Annotated in this window: 15 protein-coding genes; 7 read left to right on the forward strand and 8 right to left on the reverse strand. The window is 71.3% G+C overall.

Translation table 11 applies throughout. The annotated features are described in order from the left end of the window. Window position 1: 1 nt before the first annotated feature. Entirely contained in the window at window positions 2-973 is a 972-nt protein-coding gene (locus tag ACILSK_RS04385; protein ID WP_395725910.1) for a cyanophycinase, read from the reverse strand. 327 nt (window positions 974-1300) lie between these two features. Between ACILSK_RS04385 and ACILSK_RS04390 the strand changes: the two genes are divergently transcribed. After that, window positions 1301-1837, forward strand: a complete 537-nt coding sequence (locus ACILSK_RS04390) for a hypothetical protein (RefSeq protein ID WP_395725911.1) — start codon at window positions 1301-1303, stop codon at window positions 1835-1837. Between the two features lie 153 nt (window positions 1838-1990). On the opposite strand, the gene ACILSK_RS04395 is transcribed toward ACILSK_RS04390, so the two are convergent. Beyond that, a complete protein-coding gene (locus ACILSK_RS04395; protein WP_395725912.1) occupies window positions 1991-2350 on the reverse strand; it encodes a hypothetical protein in 360 nt (119 codons plus the stop codon). A gap of 55 nt (window positions 2351-2405) precedes the next feature. Here ACILSK_RS04395 and ACILSK_RS04400 point away from each other — a divergent pair, with 55 nt between their 5' ends. Continuing rightward, complete coding sequence (locus ACILSK_RS04400) at window positions 2406-2789, forward strand: helix-turn-helix transcriptional regulator (protein ID WP_395725913.1); 384 nt, start codon at window positions 2406-2408, stop codon at window positions 2787-2789. A 219-nt stretch (window positions 2790-3008) separates the two neighbouring features. On the opposite strand, the gene ACILSK_RS04405 is transcribed toward ACILSK_RS04400, so the two are convergent. Together ACILSK_RS04405 and ACILSK_RS04410 are read right to left on the reverse strand one after the other, a co-directional pair. After that, window positions 3009-4688, reverse strand: coding sequence for an alpha/beta hydrolase (locus ACILSK_RS04405; protein ID WP_395725914.1), 1680 nt, complete (start codon window positions 4686-4688; stop codon window positions 3009-3011). Between the two features lie 136 nt (window positions 4689-4824). Continuing rightward, the gene (locus tag ACILSK_RS04410) at window positions 4825-5697 is read right to left on the reverse strand and encodes a putative protein N(5)-glutamine methyltransferase (RefSeq protein ID WP_395725915.1); all 873 of its coding nucleotides are present in this window, start codon (window positions 5695-5697) and stop codon (window positions 4825-4827) included. Window positions 5698-6240: 543 nt separating this feature from the next. Here ACILSK_RS04410 and galE point away from each other — a divergent pair. The 3 genes from galE (at window position 6241) to ACILSK_RS04425 (ending at window position 9609) form a co-directional block, all read left to right on the forward strand. After that, complete coding sequence (gene galE / locus ACILSK_RS04415) at window positions 6241-7203, forward strand: UDP-glucose 4-epimerase GalE (protein ID WP_395725916.1); 963 nt, start codon at window positions 6241-6243, stop codon at window positions 7201-7203. A 319-nt stretch (window positions 7204-7522) separates the two neighbouring features. Beyond that, window positions 7523-8917 (forward strand): sugar porter family MFS transporter, encoded by a 1395-nt coding sequence (locus tag ACILSK_RS04420; protein ID WP_395725917.1) that lies wholly within the window; start codon window positions 7523-7525, stop codon window positions 8915-8917. 38 nt (window positions 8918-8955) lie between these two features. Then, window positions 8956-9609, forward strand: coding sequence for a hypothetical protein (locus ACILSK_RS04425; protein ID WP_395725918.1), 654 nt, complete (start codon window positions 8956-8958; stop codon window positions 9607-9609). A 13-nt stretch (window positions 9610-9622) separates the two neighbouring features. On the opposite strand, the gene ACILSK_RS04430 is transcribed toward ACILSK_RS04425, so the two are convergent. Together ACILSK_RS04430 and ACILSK_RS04435 are read right to left on the reverse strand one after the other, a co-directional pair. Then, window positions 9623-10336: a TetR/AcrR family transcriptional regulator gene (locus ACILSK_RS04430; protein ID WP_395725919.1), complete on the reverse strand. Its 714-nt coding sequence runs from the start codon at window positions 10334-10336 to the stop codon at window positions 9623-9625. Between the two features lie 32 nt (window positions 10337-10368). Beyond that, entirely contained in the window at window positions 10369-10989 is a 621-nt protein-coding gene (locus ACILSK_RS04435; protein WP_395725920.1) for a TMEM175 family protein, read from the reverse strand. A 209-nt stretch (window positions 10990-11198) separates the two neighbouring features. Here ACILSK_RS04435 and ACILSK_RS04440 point away from each other — a divergent pair, with 209 nt between their 5' ends. Beyond that, window positions 11199-11945 carry a phosphatidylserine decarboxylase gene (locus ACILSK_RS04440; RefSeq protein ID WP_395725921.1) on the forward strand — a complete coding sequence of 249 codons (747 nt, stop codon included), beginning with the start codon at window positions 11199-11201 and terminating at the stop codon, window positions 11943-11945. Next, a complete protein-coding gene (locus ACILSK_RS04445) occupies window positions 11945-12841 on the forward strand; it encodes a CDP-alcohol phosphatidyltransferase family protein (protein WP_395725922.1) in 897 nt (298 codons plus the stop codon). The genes ACILSK_RS04440 and ACILSK_RS04445 overlap by 1 nt, the downstream gene beginning before the upstream one ends. Before the next feature lie 96 nt (window positions 12842-12937). Here ACILSK_RS04445 and ACILSK_RS04450 read toward each other — a convergent pair whose 3' ends face one another. Then, on the reverse strand, window positions 12938-13270 hold the full coding sequence (locus tag ACILSK_RS04450) for a DUF3263 domain-containing protein (RefSeq protein WP_395725923.1): 333 nt from the start codon (window positions 13268-13270) through the stop codon (window positions 12938-12940). A 91-nt stretch (window positions 13271-13361) separates the two neighbouring features. Then, complete coding sequence (locus tag ACILSK_RS04455; protein ID WP_395725924.1) at window positions 13362-14393, reverse strand: hypothetical protein; 1032 nt, start codon at window positions 14391-14393, stop codon at window positions 13362-13364. Window positions 14394-14399: the final 6 nt, after the last annotated feature.

Raw genomic sequence — 14399 nt, forward strand, 5'->3', positions numbered from 1 at the left:
CTCAGGAGCTGGCCGGCCGCCGGCGAAGCTCGGCGACGGTCTCGTGGGCGCCCTCGACCGCGATCCGCCGGGTGTCCGGCCGCACCCCCGCCGGCACCTCCCCGGGCCGGGTGACGGCCGGCGGGCCGGCGGCGTCCGGCAGGCCGGGAGCGGTCACCAGCCGCCGCGTGACCAGGTCGAACACGGCACCGCGCGGCAGCGAGTGCAGGCGTACGTCGGAGATCATCAGCGGCTGGGTGCCGGTCGCGGTGTACGCCGTGGTCAGCGCCGCCGATCCGTCCATCACCGTGACGACGCCGCGGCCCTTGACCTCCAGCCGTCCGCCCGGTCCGATGATCGCCGCAGTGTCCTCGTCGACCCCGATGCCCAGCTGGGCGGGGTTCCCGGCGACCAGCGCGAGCAGCCGGCCGAACCGGTTCCGTTGGGTGAAGTGCTGGTCGACGATCGCGCCCGGCAGCAGCCCCAGCCCCTCGGACACCTGACTCATCCGGAACTTCGGCGTCGCACCGCCGCTGCCGAACGAGACCATATGGGTGGACAGGATGCTCGCGCCGGCGGACGTGCCGGCCACCAGCGCGCCGCGCCGGTGGGCCGCGCGGATAGCGTCGCCGAGCGGGGTGCCGACCACGATCGCGGCCAGCTTGACCTGATTTCCGCCGGTCATGAACACCGCGGTGCGGTCGTTCACCGCCTCGATCAGATCCGCGGACGCGGCCTGGGTGCGGCTTTCCGGCCGGATGCCGATCACGTCGGTCACCCCGAGCGAGGTGAAGATCTGCAGGTAGGCGTGAGTGATCTCGTCACCCAACGAGGAGGCCGTGGAGATCACCACGATCCGGGCCCCGGTTCCGCCGGCCAGCCGCACCACCTCACGCAGCACGGTCATCCGGCCGACCTTGTCCTCGGCGCCGCCGATGGGCATGACGACGCCTGCGGGACGTGCCGCAGCGGCGGCCTCCGGGTGGGCGGTCATCCGGAACACGGTAGTGCAGGCACGATGGTGACCGCTGCGGTCCAGCGGGAACGGCGGCGTGAAGAGAGAGTTACCCGCCCTTCGATGCGGCGAAACGCCTTGCCATCGCGTCGTTCTTCACAGGCCGCAAACCGCCCATCCGGCCGGCACCGTTGCTAGCGTCGACCTCGGGTTCAAGGGGGATCCCCGCTTCGTACGGGCCGCGCGTTTCGCGCATGTTCACCTGCCCGTCCCCGAGCGCACGGTCCGACCGACAGGTCGGGCATTCACGGTAGAGCCGGACATCACCGGCCACCCCACATCCAAGGCACCACCCAAGGAGATCCAATGACCACGTACGCGGACGCCACCGACAAGACCGTCGACACGTTCAAGCAGGGCGCCCGGGCGATGACCGATCGTCTGGACTTCCTGGCCACCATGCCCTCCCTCGATTTCGTCGAGCCGGTCGAGCGCTACTTCGACTACCTGCAGAAGGCTGTCGATCTCAACCGCGAGATGCTCGTCCGCTGGGCCGAGCTGGCCTCGCAGATGTCCGGCACCCTGCGTGACGAGGCCGTCAAGGCCGGCCACGCGCTGGAGGACAAGGTCGAGGAGCTGGCCGACAAGACCGGCGAGCTGGCCATCAAGGGCAAGGACATGGCCGACCAGGCCGCCGACCAGGCCGGACAGGTCGTCGACGAGGCCGTCGAGAAGGGCAAGGAGACGGCCGAGAAGGCGACCGGCAAGGCCAAGGAGCTGGCCGACGACGCCACCGACACGGCCGAGGAGGTCACCGACGAGGCGACCGACACCGCCGATGACCTCGCCGACGACGCCGCCGAGACCGCGCAGAAGACCACCAGCCGCACCCGCCGCCGGTAATTCCCCGCGCTTGGTCTTTCCCGCGCGGATCAACGGCCCGCGTGAATCAACGCCCCGCGTGACCTGACCGCGGAACATCGACCGGCCTGAGGCCGGTCGATGTTCCGCAGGCACGGCCCGCGCGTGGCTGCTCGACCCGACAAGCCGGGCCGCTCAGCCCGTCGGCGTCAGGACGGCGATCTGCCATTCACCCGTCGGGTGGCGCACCAGCTGATAGACGAAGTGCTCGCGCACCTGGCCGCCGTAGCGCCAGTCGACCTTCACCCAGGCGCTGTGGTCGGCCGCGGCGATCACCTCCAGCTCCGGTACGGCCTCGGTGACACCGTCGTACTGGCCCCAGTTGCCGGCGAAGAACCGGCGGGTCAGCTCGGGGTCGTCGACGACCAGGGACTGGCCGGGGAACAGGATCAGCCCGGGTACCGCGTACATGGTCGCGATCGTGTCCTCGTCCCGGTCGAGCAGCGCGGTGGCGTAACGCTGGAAGAAGGCGACGACGGTCGGGTCGGTATCCATGACCACGACGGTAGGGACCAACCAGGACACGCTGGTGTCTTGGTAACGTCCCGCTGTGTCGCCCCGACCCGATCTGGCCGCCGAGTCCCGGGACAGCCACCTGACATTGCGCCGGGTGGAACGTCAACACGCCATCCTGGATCGCCTGCTGGACGCTGCCGAACCGCTGACCGCGCCGCGGCTGGCCGCCGAGCTCGGCGTCTCCCAGCGCACCGTCGTCCGCGACCTGCGCCGGCTGCGGGAGTCCGGGGTGCCATTGACCGTGTCGACCGGCCCGCACGGCGGCGTCCGGATGAGTCGGCGGGGATCGCTGCCGGCGATCCAATTCGACCGGGCGGAGGTCGGGGCGTTGATCGCCGCGCTGGTCGCGCTCGGGCCGACCGCCACTGACTCGGCGGCGTCGGCGATGCGCAAGCTCACCGGGGCGATCGGGTCGTAGCCTCCACGCCGGAGCCGGTGAGCGGACCGGGAGCGGCGGCGAGCCGCGACACCAGGTCCGCATCGGCTTGTCACCCGGATCCCTAGCCGACGACCGCCCGCGTCAACCTGCCTGCGGAACATCCACCGGCCGGACGCCGGCCGATAGTCCGCAGGCACGGCCGACGGTCCGCCCGCGCCGATCATCGGGAAACGGCCGGGCGCACCCGTCCTGGGCCGATCAGCGGGCCCCGGCGAGCACCGGCCAGGTCGGCGGCAGTCCGATCTGCGGATGGGCGGATCGGGCCGACAGCCGGGCCGAGGTCGGCAGGAATGGGTTCGGGTTCGCCGCGCATCGGGTGTCCGGCGCGGGCAGCGCGCCGTCCACCAGATAGGCGACCACGGCGTCGCTGACGCACGCCGACCGGCCGAAGGCGGTGTGCCCCCAGCCCTCGTAGGTCAGCAGCCGGCTGTTGCGCAGCAGCCGGGCACTGGCCTGCGCACCCGCGTAGTCGGTGGCCGGGTCGAACCGGTTGCCGACGATGAGCATCGGGTTCGCGGTCCGGGTGGACCAGGGCCCGGTGTAACGGTCCTGGTTGACCGGCCAGGCCGCACATCCGGCGACTCCCCACCACCATGCCGGTCCGAAGCGGGAGCCGGCCGCGGCGAACCGGTCGCCGGCCCGCCACTGCTGATAGCCCTTCGGGTATTCCGCGTCCGCGCAATGGTTCCCGAAGAAGGCGTCGAGACCGTTGAAGTGGTAGGGCTTCTGCTCGTCGGCGGCCACACCCAAGCGAACCAGGAGAGCCTGCTGGCCGTCGGCAACGGCCGACCGGTCGACGTCACCCTCGGCAAGTGCCAGATCGGCCACCTGGTCCAGCAAGAAGGCGAAACCGTCTTCCCCCGACCAGACCTCGGGCGCGTACAGGGCCGACAGCGTCACGGCGATCAGGCCGTCATAGCTAGCCCGCTGACCGTCCGTGAGATCCACGGGATGCTCGCGGAGCGACTTCGCCAGCCGTTCCCAGCGCGACGCCGATCCCTCGGCTGTGTGGAAGGGGCATCCGTCGCCGGCGTCGTCACACAACCGCAGGAACTCGTCCAGCACCAACTGGGTGGCCACCCGGTCCGATTCGATCTGCCGCCCGCTCGCGAACAGCCGCGGGTCGAGGACGCCGTCGATCACCAGGCGACCGACGTTGCGGCCGAACAGGTTCGCGTACGTGGTACCGATGTAGCTGCCGTAGGAGAAGCCGAGATAGTTGAGCCGGCGGTCACCCACGGCCGCGCGCAGCCGGTCGAGGTCGCGGGCCACATCGGCGGTGCTCATGTGCGCGACGATCGGCTGACCACTCGCCGAACAGCGTCGCCCGTAGTCCCACCACAGGTCGAAGAACGGACGGAACTGGTCCCGCTCATAGGGAAACACCGGCTGACTATTGAGAAAGTCGGCGGCCGCGTCGTTGTCGGCGAAACACCGGATCGGTGCGGTCCCGCCGACCCCACGCGGATCGAATCCGACCACGTCGTACCGGCCGCCCAACATCTCACCCAGATAGCTGCCGAACCCGTTTCGCACCATGTCGGCCCCGGACCCGCCGGGGCCACCGGGGTTGACGAACACCGTGCCGATCCGCTGGTCCGGGTTCGTCGCCGGTACCCGGGTGAGCGCGACGTCGACCGTGCCGGAACGGGGCCGGTCGTAGTCCAGCGGCACGGTCAACGAGCCGCACTGCACCGCGGGATCGACGAACTCCGGATCGACGGACGCATCAATCGGGCACGCTGTCCAGGAGATCGGCGGTCCGTTCGGCCGGTCGGGGGGATGGACGGCGCCACCGGAGGACACCGGCGCGATCGACAGCGACAGCACCGCGACCATCGCGGCCACGAATCCGGTGCGCATGGCGCGACGCGTCATTCAAACCCCCTCGATCACCACACGGTTCGCCCCGCGCAGCATTGACCAGAAATCCCCGACGCATTGCCAACCTAGTACCGGGAAGCACATTTCCGCGCGGCGTTTTCGGCACCGGCGTCACCGGCCCATCAGTCGATTAGTTTTGCCAACGAATAGATGTCGGGACCGGCCGCCGGCCGGTCGCGACCATTCCACCCAACTCGTCGTCGACGAGGATCCGGGGATTCAGGTCATGGCGGGCCAACTCACGGACGACGGTGCCCTGCTGCGTCCGGCCCACCTCCACCAGCACCAGACCGCCCGGGGCGAGCCACTCCGGTGCGCCGGCGATCACCCGGCGCAGGATGTCGGTGCCGTCCGGCCCGCCGTCCAGCGCGGCGGCCGGTTCGTGATCCCGGGCCTCCGGCGGCATCAGCGCGATCGCGCCGGTCGGCACGTACGGGGCGTTGGCCACGAGCACGTCGACCCGCCCGCGCAACCGGTCCGGGAGCGCCGCGAACAGATCACCCCGGACGACGGTGCCGCCGACGGTCGCCACGTTGCGCTCCGCGCACCGCGTCGCGACTGGATCCAGGTCGGTCGCGGCCAATTCGATCTCCGGCACGGCCGCGGCGATGGCCACCCCGATCGCGCCGCACCCGCAGCACAGGTCCACCACCACCGGTCCCCGCCCGGCGGGCGGCGCCGGCCGACCGTCGGTCGCCCGCGCCAGATGCGCCACCGCCTCCCGCACCAGCAATTCGCTGCGTCGTCGCGGGACGAACACCCCCACATCCACCTCGACCCGCCGGCCGGCGAACTCCACCCAGCCGACGACGTGCTCGAGCGGAAGCCCGGCCACCCGTTGCCGCAGCATCTGCGCCAGCTCGGCCGGCGACGTCGCGGCCTCGACCAGGACGGCGGCCTCGTCCTCGGCGAACACGCACCCGGCCGCCCGCAGCCGCGCCACCAGCCAGCCGGGGGGCGTTGGACCGGACCCCGACCCCGGGTACATCCCTGGAACGGTCATCGACCGCATCATCAACCATCCGGCACCCGATCGTGCACCGCGGGAGGACCGATGTCCGTTTCACTCTCGAGTTCACTCAAGGGCGGGCGAGTGGCCATCCTGGCCACCGACGGCGCCGAACGGGTGGAGTTCGACAACCCCGCGACGCCCTGACCACCCACGGTCCCCGGACCGACTTGAGGAACGCGGCGCCACCGTCGTGGACCAGGAGGCCGCGATGGACGGCATTCTGATCACCTGTCGCAACCCCGATGACCTCCCCTCCTTCTGCGCCGCCCTCGTCGACGCCCTGCGGAGCTGACGACGTCGATCGTCCCGGCCGGCCGGAGTGACCGACGGTTCCCTTCACTCCGGGTTACGATCCACCACGGAGCGTCGCAGAACGTCGCCCCCAGGTGACACTGGAGTCGGCGACCGGCCCACCGTGGGGGGTACCGGAGGGGGATCACAATCGGTGGGGTTCGATTCAGCGATGCACAACAGGTTCAACGACAGGACGGCGGCGACGATCGCGATGCGGGTCGGCACGGGGGCGGTGACCCGATGAAGGCATTGGTCGTCGGCGGGGCCGGCTACATCGGCTCGGTGGTCACCCGGCTGATGATCGCCGAAGGTCACGACGCCGTCGTGCTGGACGACTGCTCCACCGGGCATGCCGATTCCGTGCCCGCCGGGGTCGAGTTGGTCCGGGCCGACATCGGCGACGCCAGCGGCGTGCTGGCCGGCGGCGGCTTCGACGCTGTACTGCACTTCGCGGCGAAGTCGCTGGTCGGCGAGTCGGTGGTGAAGCCATCGCTGTACTGGCGGACCAACGTCAACGGCACCCGGGCGCTGCTCGACGCGATCGCCGAGCATGGCGTTCCCACCCTGGTGTTCTCGTCCACCGCGGCCACCTACGGGGAGCCCGAGGCCGTGCCGATCACCGAGGACGCGCCGGCCCGGCCGGGCAACACCTACGGCGCGACCAAGCTGGCGGTGGACATGATGATCACCGGCGAGTGCGCCGCGACGCCGCTCGGCGCGGTCTCGTTGCGTTATTTCAACGTGGCCGGAGCCGCCCTGGGAGCCGGGGAACGGCACGCGGTGGAGACCCATCTGATCCCCAACGCGCTCGGCGCGGTGGCCGGCACCAAGGACCCGTTGACGGTGTTCGGGGACGACTGGCCAACCCCGGACGGCACCCCCATCCGCGACTACGTGCACGTGCTGGACCTGGCCCGCGCCCACGTCCTGGCTCTCGGCGCCGCCCGCCCCGGGGAGCACCTGATCTGCAACCTTGGCAGCGGCGACGGGTACTCGGTCAAGGAGGTGCTCACCGCCATCGAGCAGGTCGCGGGCCGGCCGGTGCCGCACGCGGTCGGCCCGCGCCGGGCCGGCGACCCGACCCGATTGATCGCCTCGAACGCGCGCGCCCGGGAGCGGCTCGGCTGGACTCCGACGCTGGGCCTGCAGGACATGGTCGCGGACGCCTGGCAGTTCGAGACCACCGGCGGCACCATCCGGTAGCCGGGTTCCGGCCGGCGCCGAGGACAATCACCGACATCGTTGTCTTAACTCGGCAAAGAATGACAGATTCCCCCGACCGGCCCACACCGCTGCGGCAGAACCGGATGTGGCGGCGGCGCCCAGTGATCGCCGGTCGATAGATTTCACCCGGCCCTGCCGGACCAGCCCAGAATCGGACGCAGGCCGTCGTCACCCTCCGCGTCCCCATCGGGCGCCGAGGGTGCCGGATCCGAGTGATTGCGCGCGCCCCCGACGAATGATCCCGAGTAGTTTCCGGGCCGGGCGTTGCACTTCCGCGGCGCCCGGTTGGGGGTGCAGCGTGAACGCTCTGGTCCTTCGCAGTGCCATCGTGGCGGCATTGGGTGGCCTCATCTTCGGGTTCGACACGGCCGTCATCTCGGGCACCACGGGTGCCCTGGAAGACAAGTTCGGCATCAGCGGATTCATGCTCGGATTCACCGTGGCCACGGCCCTGATCGGCACGATCGTCGGCGCCCTGGGTGCCGGCAAACCGGTGGACCGGTACGGCCGCAAGAAGGTGCTGATCGCCATCGGCATTCTCTACGTGGTCGGCGCCCTCGGCAGCGCGCTGTCCGACAACCTTGTCATCTTCATGATCTTCCGGTTCGTCGGGGGCGTCGGGGTCGGTGCCGCCTCGGTGACCGCGCCCATCTACACCGCGGAGGTCTCACCGCCCGCGCATCGAGGCCGGCTGGTCGGCCTGGTCCAGTTCAACATCGTGCTGGGCATCCTGCTCGCCTACATGTCGAACTACGTCATCGCCCAGCTGGTGCCGTCGGACACCGCCTGGCGCTGGATGTTCGGCGTGATGGCCATTCCCGCGGTGATCTTCCTGGCCCTGCTGCCGTCCGTGCCGGAGAGCCCGCGCTGGCTGATGTCGGTCGGCCGGCAGGACGAGGGGGTGGCGAACATCCGCCGGCTGACCTCGTCGGAGGCGGAGGCCAAGTTCGAGATCGACGAGGTCACCACCTCGCTCCGGGCGGCCGAGAAAGCGCCCAAGGTGGCGTTCTTCACCCGGGGGCATCGCAAGGTCATCCTGCTGGCCTTCGCGATCGCCGCGTTCAACCAGCTCTCCGGTATCAACGCGGTGCTCTACTACGCGCCCGAGGTGTTCCGGATGGCCGGCGCCGGCGAGAACGCCGCCTTCCTGGAGAGCGTCGCGGTCGGCCTGGTCAACCTGATCGCCACCATGGCCGCACTGACCGTCATCGACAAGCTCGGCCGCCGCAAGCTCATGCTCGTCGGGTCGATCGGCTACCTGGTCAGCCTCGGCGGGCTGGCCGCCATCTTCTACCTCTACAGCGGGAACTTCAGCGGATTCTCCAGCGTGCTGGTGCTGGTCGGCCTCATGGTGTTCATCGCGGCCCACGCCTTCGGCCAGGGCGCGGTCATCTGGGTCTTCATCTCGGAGATCTTCCCGAACCGGATCCGCGGACGCGGGCAGTCGTTCGGCAGCCTGACCCACTGGGTCTTCGCGGCCATCGTGTCCTGGACGTTCCCCGGCATCGCCGGGGCGCTGGGTGGCGGCACCGCCTTCCTGATCTTCGGCATCTGCATGGTCGGCCAGCTCATCTGGGTGATCAAGGTGATGCCGGAGACCAAGGGGATCCCGTTGGAGGAGATGGAAGCGCAGCTGGGCCTGGTGCACGACCCGAACGACGTCGGGCCGAGTCGGCCGATCATGGGGCACTGACCGCTCGGGGCGCCGGCCGGCGCGGCTATCGTCGGCTGATGATCCGGTGGCGGGCGGCAGTGGCCATGGGCGCCCTGCTGCTCCCCGCCGGCGCCGTGGCTGGATGTGGCGCCGCCACCGCGGGCTCGGCGATCGTCAACTCCGCCGCCGCGATCCCCTCGCCCGTCCCGGCGGTGACCACTCCGCCGTCGGGGGCCGGGCCCGGCCCGGCCCGATCATCGGCCGCCGGCCCGCCCTCGGTGGTGACCACCACCGTGACCGCGGTGACCACGATGACCACCGCGGCGACCACCCCGTCCCCGCCGACGGCCACCGCGCCCGCCGCGCCGCCGACCGACCTGGCCGGCGAGGTACACGGATTCATCACCGCCGTCGACGTGCCCAACGCCACCCTGACCGTCGACAAGATCGACTGGTTCACCGGCGCCGCCGCCCAACAGGCCTGCGCCGCGGACGGGGTCACGGACACCAGCAACAATTGGTGCACCGGGTACTACTGGCGCAATCGGAACCCGGCGCTGCGCACCGTGGCGGTCAGCCCGGACGCGACGATCACCGTGCTCGACGGATCGGCGTCCGTGCCGGGGTCGCTGGCCCGGGTCGCGCAGCGGATCGGCCAGGCGCACTCGACGTACCTGCTGGTCGTCACCGACGGCCGGGTGACCGAGGTACACGAGTCCTACGCGCCGTGACCGGCCGTCCACCTCAGCTCGTTCGGGCTCCGGCCAGCTGTTCCCGGACCGCCGCGGCCAGCCGGTCCGGCGGGGTGCCGGCCGGGAAGACCGCCACCACCACATCCGTCGCCGCCACCGGCGCATCGACCACCGGCCCGACCCCGTGCTGAGCCCGCACCCGGTCGAGCTCGAGGCTCAGCTCCCGCTCGTCCACCGGCTCGGGCGAACGCAGCAGCAGCCGCAGCTCGTAGTTGTGGGTGGCGATGACGGCGGCGGCGAACCGGATCGAATGCAGCGGCGGCTCCTCCGGCAGCCGCCGGCGCAGATAGCTGACGAACAGCCGCTCGTACCGGCTGGAGGTCACGAGTTCGCGGTCGCGCAGCTCGGGCGTCTGGCGGACCACCCGGTCGCGCAGCTGGACCACCGGCAGCCGGTCCCGGAAGCGGCGGAACACCATCGTCGCCGCCTCGCACACCGCCCGGTACGGGTCCGGATGCTCCCGGGCGAAGAACTCGGCGATCGACTCCAGCAACTCGTCGTGATCGGCGAAGATCACGTCCTCCTTCGACCGGAAGTGCCGGAAGAACGTGCTCCGGGAGACCCCCGCGGCCGCGGCGATGGCCGTCGCCGAGGTGGCTTGAAAGCCGTGTTCGGCGAACATGCGCACCGCCACGTCCGCCACCGCCACCCGCGGCAGGGCGGCCGCCCGGGAGGCCGGGACGTCGTCGTCGGGGGCCGCACTCACATCCCGAACCTACCCGCCCGTGGGACTCGGTCTCACGTCCTCGACGTCCTCTGCAGCGCGAACCTGGTCGCCGGGATCATGGCCACCCAGCAGATCGCGGCGGCGATCAGGCCGAAAAAGGCCGCGCCGATACTCACCACGAACGCGGCCATGGCCACCAGCGACCCCACCGTGAAGCCCTTGACCTGCTCGGTCGTCAGGTCGGGGCGCAGCAGATCGTGCGTCCGGGCATAGGTCCACATGAGCACCAGGGCCAGGCTCGTCGCCGTCAACGACGCCGCGTAGAACACCACCTCCAGGTGGTGTTCGTCCCGTACGGCGCCCAGCACCGCCGTCGGGAACGGCATGAAGGTCACCGTGAGCAGGCAGAACAGGTTCATCCAGAGCAGTCCGCCGTTGTAGGACCCGATCAACCGGTACATCCGGTGGTGCGCCATCCAGAACTGACCGATCACCAGGAAGCTGATCAGGAAGCTGAGGATGTGCGGCCACAGCTCGCCGATCACGTGCAGCAGCTGCGCGTCCTCCTCGGGCGCCTCGAACTCGGCCGCGATCGGCAGCACGAGCAGGGTGATGACGATCGCGTAGACCGCGTCGCTGAAGAAGACGATCCGTTCAAACCCGAGCGAGGTCTCGGCTGGCGTGTCAGGCACGTGGCTCTCCGCTGGCTGGCATGGCACGGATGGGTCAGCACAAAACTCTGACACATCCGGGGCGACGAGGATCGACGCGGTTGTCCGACACCGCGTCGGTGCCGCCATCGCGACCCGCACCTGGGCTAACGTGGTGCGCATCCGAAACGTCGGGCGGAACTTCTCCTCGCAGCGTCCCCGATGGCGAAAGGGCAGGCGAACTCCCCGCAATGGCCGACAAGCGACCCGGCTCCCACATGGTCGGGCTGATCCGTTCGACGATTCCGCCGATCCATCCCGGCGGCCGGCCGATCGTGGTGGGCGCGGCCGCGGCGACCCTCGCCGGCCGGCTCCTGCTGCGGTCGCTCGGCCTGCGCCGGGCCGGCCGGCTGGTCACCACGGTCGGCCTGAGCGCGACCGCCGGCTCCGCGGCGTTCTTCCGCGCGCCGGCGCGGGTCCGCCCCGAGGGCGGCGGGCTGGTCGTGGCGCCCGCCGACGGGCTGGTCAGCCTGATCACCGACGCGCCGCCGCCCCCCGAACTGGGTCTGGATCCCACGCCCCTGGTCCGGGTGTCGATCTTCCTGTCGATCTTCGACGTGCACATCCAGCGCATTCCCATCGACGGCGTGATCCGCGAGGTCGCCTACCGGCCGGGGGCCTTCCTGTCCGCTGACCTGGACAAGGCCTCGGACGACAACGAACGCAACACCCTGCTCATCGACCCGGCCGATTCCTCGGTGGCCGGTCCGGTGGCCGTCACCCAGATCGCCGGGCTGGTCGCCCGCCGGATCGTGTGCGACGTCCGGGCCGGCCAAGCGGTCACCGCCGGCGAGACCTACGGCCTGATCCGGTTCGGATCCCGGTTGGACACCTACCTCCCCCCGGGCACCCGGCCGCTGGTGCGGCTCGGTCAGCGGGCGGTCGGCGGCGAGACCGTGCTGGCCGACCTCACCGGCACCGTCGAAGACCGCGGCTGATGGGCGGCGTCCCCGGCGTCCGGTTCCTGCCCAATGCCATCACCGTGATGGCCCTGTGCGCCGGGCTGACCTCGGTCGCGTTCGCGATGAGCGGGCAATGGCGACTGGCCGTCGGCGCGATCGGCGCGGCCGCGGTGCTGGACTCGCTGGACGGTCCGGCCGCCCGCTGGCTCCGCTCGCAGAGCCGGGTCGGCGCCGAGCTGGACTCGCTGTCGGACTGCATCTCGTTCGGCGTCGCCCCGGCGCTGGTGATGTACGTGTGGCTGCTGCGGGACGAGGGCCAGGGCTACGGCTGGGTGGTCTGCCTGCTGTTCGCGGTCTGCGCGGCGCTGCGGCTGGCCCGGTTCAACTCGCTGCTCGACGACGAGCCGAAGCCGTGGGCCAAGGGCTTCTTCACCGGGGTGCCGACCCCGGCCGGCGGGCTGATCGTCACCGCCCCCCTGCTGCTGACCAACCGGCTGGGCACGGACGGCCCGTGGGCGCTGCCCTGGGTGGTCTCGATCTGGATCGTCATGATCGGCCTGCTGATGGTGTCCCGGGTGCCCACCATCGCGCTCAAGTCGGTGCGGATGCCGCCCCAGTTGATCGTGCCGATGCTGATCCTGCTGGTCCTCGGGGTCGCCGCGCTGTTCTACGAGCCGGAACTCGTCACGGTGATCGGCATGGTCGTGTACCTGCTGCACATCCCCTACGCGGTCTGGAAGTACGACCACCTCCGGCGCCACCCGGAACTGTGGCGGACGACCGGCGCCCGGGCCCGGCGGTCCAGCCGCCGGGTGCGGATGCGGATGCCCCGCCGGCAGCGGGTCGCCGGCCGGCTGCCCGACGGGTCACCGGCGCCCCACCAGCAGGGAACCCGGCGGCGGCCGCGCAGCGCCTGGCGCCGGCTGCCCTGAGCGCTCCACCCTGCTCTGGGCGGTCCGACTGCCCGCGGCGGTCCGACTGCCCGCGGCGGTCCGCCGGGTCGCCGGGGCGTCAGCCGGCCCCGGGGCTCAGACGTCGAAGCCGAGGCGGCGGGCCGAGCGAGTCTTCTGCCGGCTGGTCCGCAACCGCCGCAGCCGGCGCACCAGCAGCGGATCCTCGGCCAGCGCCGCCGGGTTGTCGATGATCTCGTTCAGCACCTGGTAGTACCTGGTCGGCGACAGGTCGAACCGTTCCTTGATCGCCTGTTCCTTGGCGCCGGCGTACTGCCACCACATTCGCTCGAACGCCAGGATGTCCCGGTCGCGACGACCGAGGGCGGCTCCGGCCTCGGGGGCTCGGTCGCCGTTCGGCTGCGGCACGGCAGCGCTATCCACGTCGGGGTCCTCCCGGATCAAGACCATCTCGGCAGCCGAAAGCACGCGGCTGCCATTCCGGGCTCAATTCCAACACGGCGGGCCCGGCCGGCCGTGGCGCTCGGCCGGGCGTGTCTGATCAGCCGGCCGGCGGTGCGGCCGCCGTCCCGGTCCCCGCGGATGCTCGCGTCGATGCAGCGGTGGTCGGCGCGCTGGTGGCCGGCGTGGTGGCCGACGCCGTCGTGGACGTGGTCGCCGACGAGGTCGGCGAGCTCGAGGTCGCCGACGAACTGGTGCCCGGCGCCGACGAGGACGTCGTGGTGGGCGGCGCCGTGGTCGTCTCGGTGACCGTGGTCCGACTGGACGACGACGGAGCGTCCTGCGGTCCGGTTCCGCGGTTGCCACCCAGCACCGAGAAGCCGCTGTTGCCGCCCGAGATCGGCGCGCCCTTGACCGCCTCGACGACGGTGACCGCGCCGAGCGCGGCGGCGAAGACGGCGGCCGAGGCGATCAGCCCGACCAGCAGCCAGCGCAACCGGCCCGGTCGCGACCACCAGCCGCGGCGCCGCGACGTCGGACCACCGGTCGTCCCGGTGGCCGGGCCCGGCCGGGCCGGCGCCGCGTGCTCGATCTCGACCCGCCTGGTCACCGCGGTCAGCAGCACGGTGTCGGCCGCATCGGCGGGCGAGCCGGCACCCACCCGGACGTGGTGCACGGTCTTCGTCACCGTGCGACGGGTGAGGAGCAGGGAGTGGCCGATGACGGCACTGCCGACCACCGAGACGACGGACGCGATCGCGGCGCCGACGATCGTCCCGGCCACCCCCAGTTGCGCACCGATGAACGCGGCGATGACCGCGGCCGACATGCTGGCGGTGACCTGGGTGGCGGTCAGCGCGAACTTCGGGGCATCGGCGTCAGTGGAGTCATCATCCGATCCGTCGATGCCCGGGCTCGCGTCGACGAGGGCCGCGGTCGTCGCCGGGGATCGCACCGCGGCATGGGGGTAGGGCTGCGGCCGGTAGGGCGCGGCCAGTGGTGCGCGGGTCGGCGGCGCGACCGCCGCCCGGCGGATCGCCGGGGTGGTCAGCCGGACCGTCCGGTCGTCGGTATCGCCGGGCAGCTCGTGGAATGTGGGTGTCGGGGTGGTCCGTGGCGCGGGGGTTTGCATGGGTAT

The organism is Nakamurella sp. (assembly GCF_044224575.1).
GTDB lineage: Bacteria > Actinomycetota > Actinomycetes > Mycobacteriales > Nakamurellaceae > Nakamurella.

Coding starts and splice junctions, on each gene's coding strand:
- ACILSK_RS04440 (WP_395725921.1), top strand. CDS start 11,199: ATGGCCGACAAGCGACCCGGCTCCCACATGGTCGGGCTGATCCGTTCG.
- ACILSK_RS04390 (WP_395725911.1), top strand. CDS start 1,301: ATGACCACGTACGCGGACGCCACCGACAAGACCGTCGACACGTTCAAG.
- ACILSK_RS04385 (WP_395725910.1), bottom strand. CDS start 973: ATGACCGCCCACCCGGAGGCCGCCGCTGCGGCACGTCCCGCAGGCGTC.
- galE (WP_395725916.1), top strand. CDS start 6,241: ATGAAGGCATTGGTCGTCGGCGGGGCCGGCTACATCGGCTCGGTGGTC.
- ACILSK_RS04455 (WP_395725924.1), bottom strand. CDS start 14,393: ATGCAAACCCCCGCGCCACGGACCACCCCGACACCCACATTCCACGAG.
- ACILSK_RS04425 (WP_395725918.1), top strand. CDS start 8,956: ATGATCCGGTGGCGGGCGGCAGTGGCCATGGGCGCCCTGCTGCTCCCC.
- ACILSK_RS04395 (WP_395725912.1), bottom strand. CDS start 2,350: ATGGATACCGACCCGACCGTCGTCGCCTTCTTCCAGCGTTACGCCACC.
- ACILSK_RS04445 (WP_395725922.1), top strand. CDS start 11,945: ATGGGCGGCGTCCCCGGCGTCCGGTTCCTGCCCAATGCCATCACCGTG.
- ACILSK_RS04410 (WP_395725915.1), bottom strand. CDS start 5,697: ATGACCGTTCCAGGGATGTACCCGGGGTCGGGGTCCGGTCCAACGCCC.
- ACILSK_RS04405 (WP_395725914.1), bottom strand. CDS start 4,688: ATGACGCGTCGCGCCATGCGCACCGGATTCGTGGCCGCGATGGTCGCG.
- ACILSK_RS04450 (WP_395725923.1), bottom strand. CDS start 13,270: ATGGTCTTGATCCGGGAGGACCCCGACGTGGATAGCGCTGCCGTGCCG.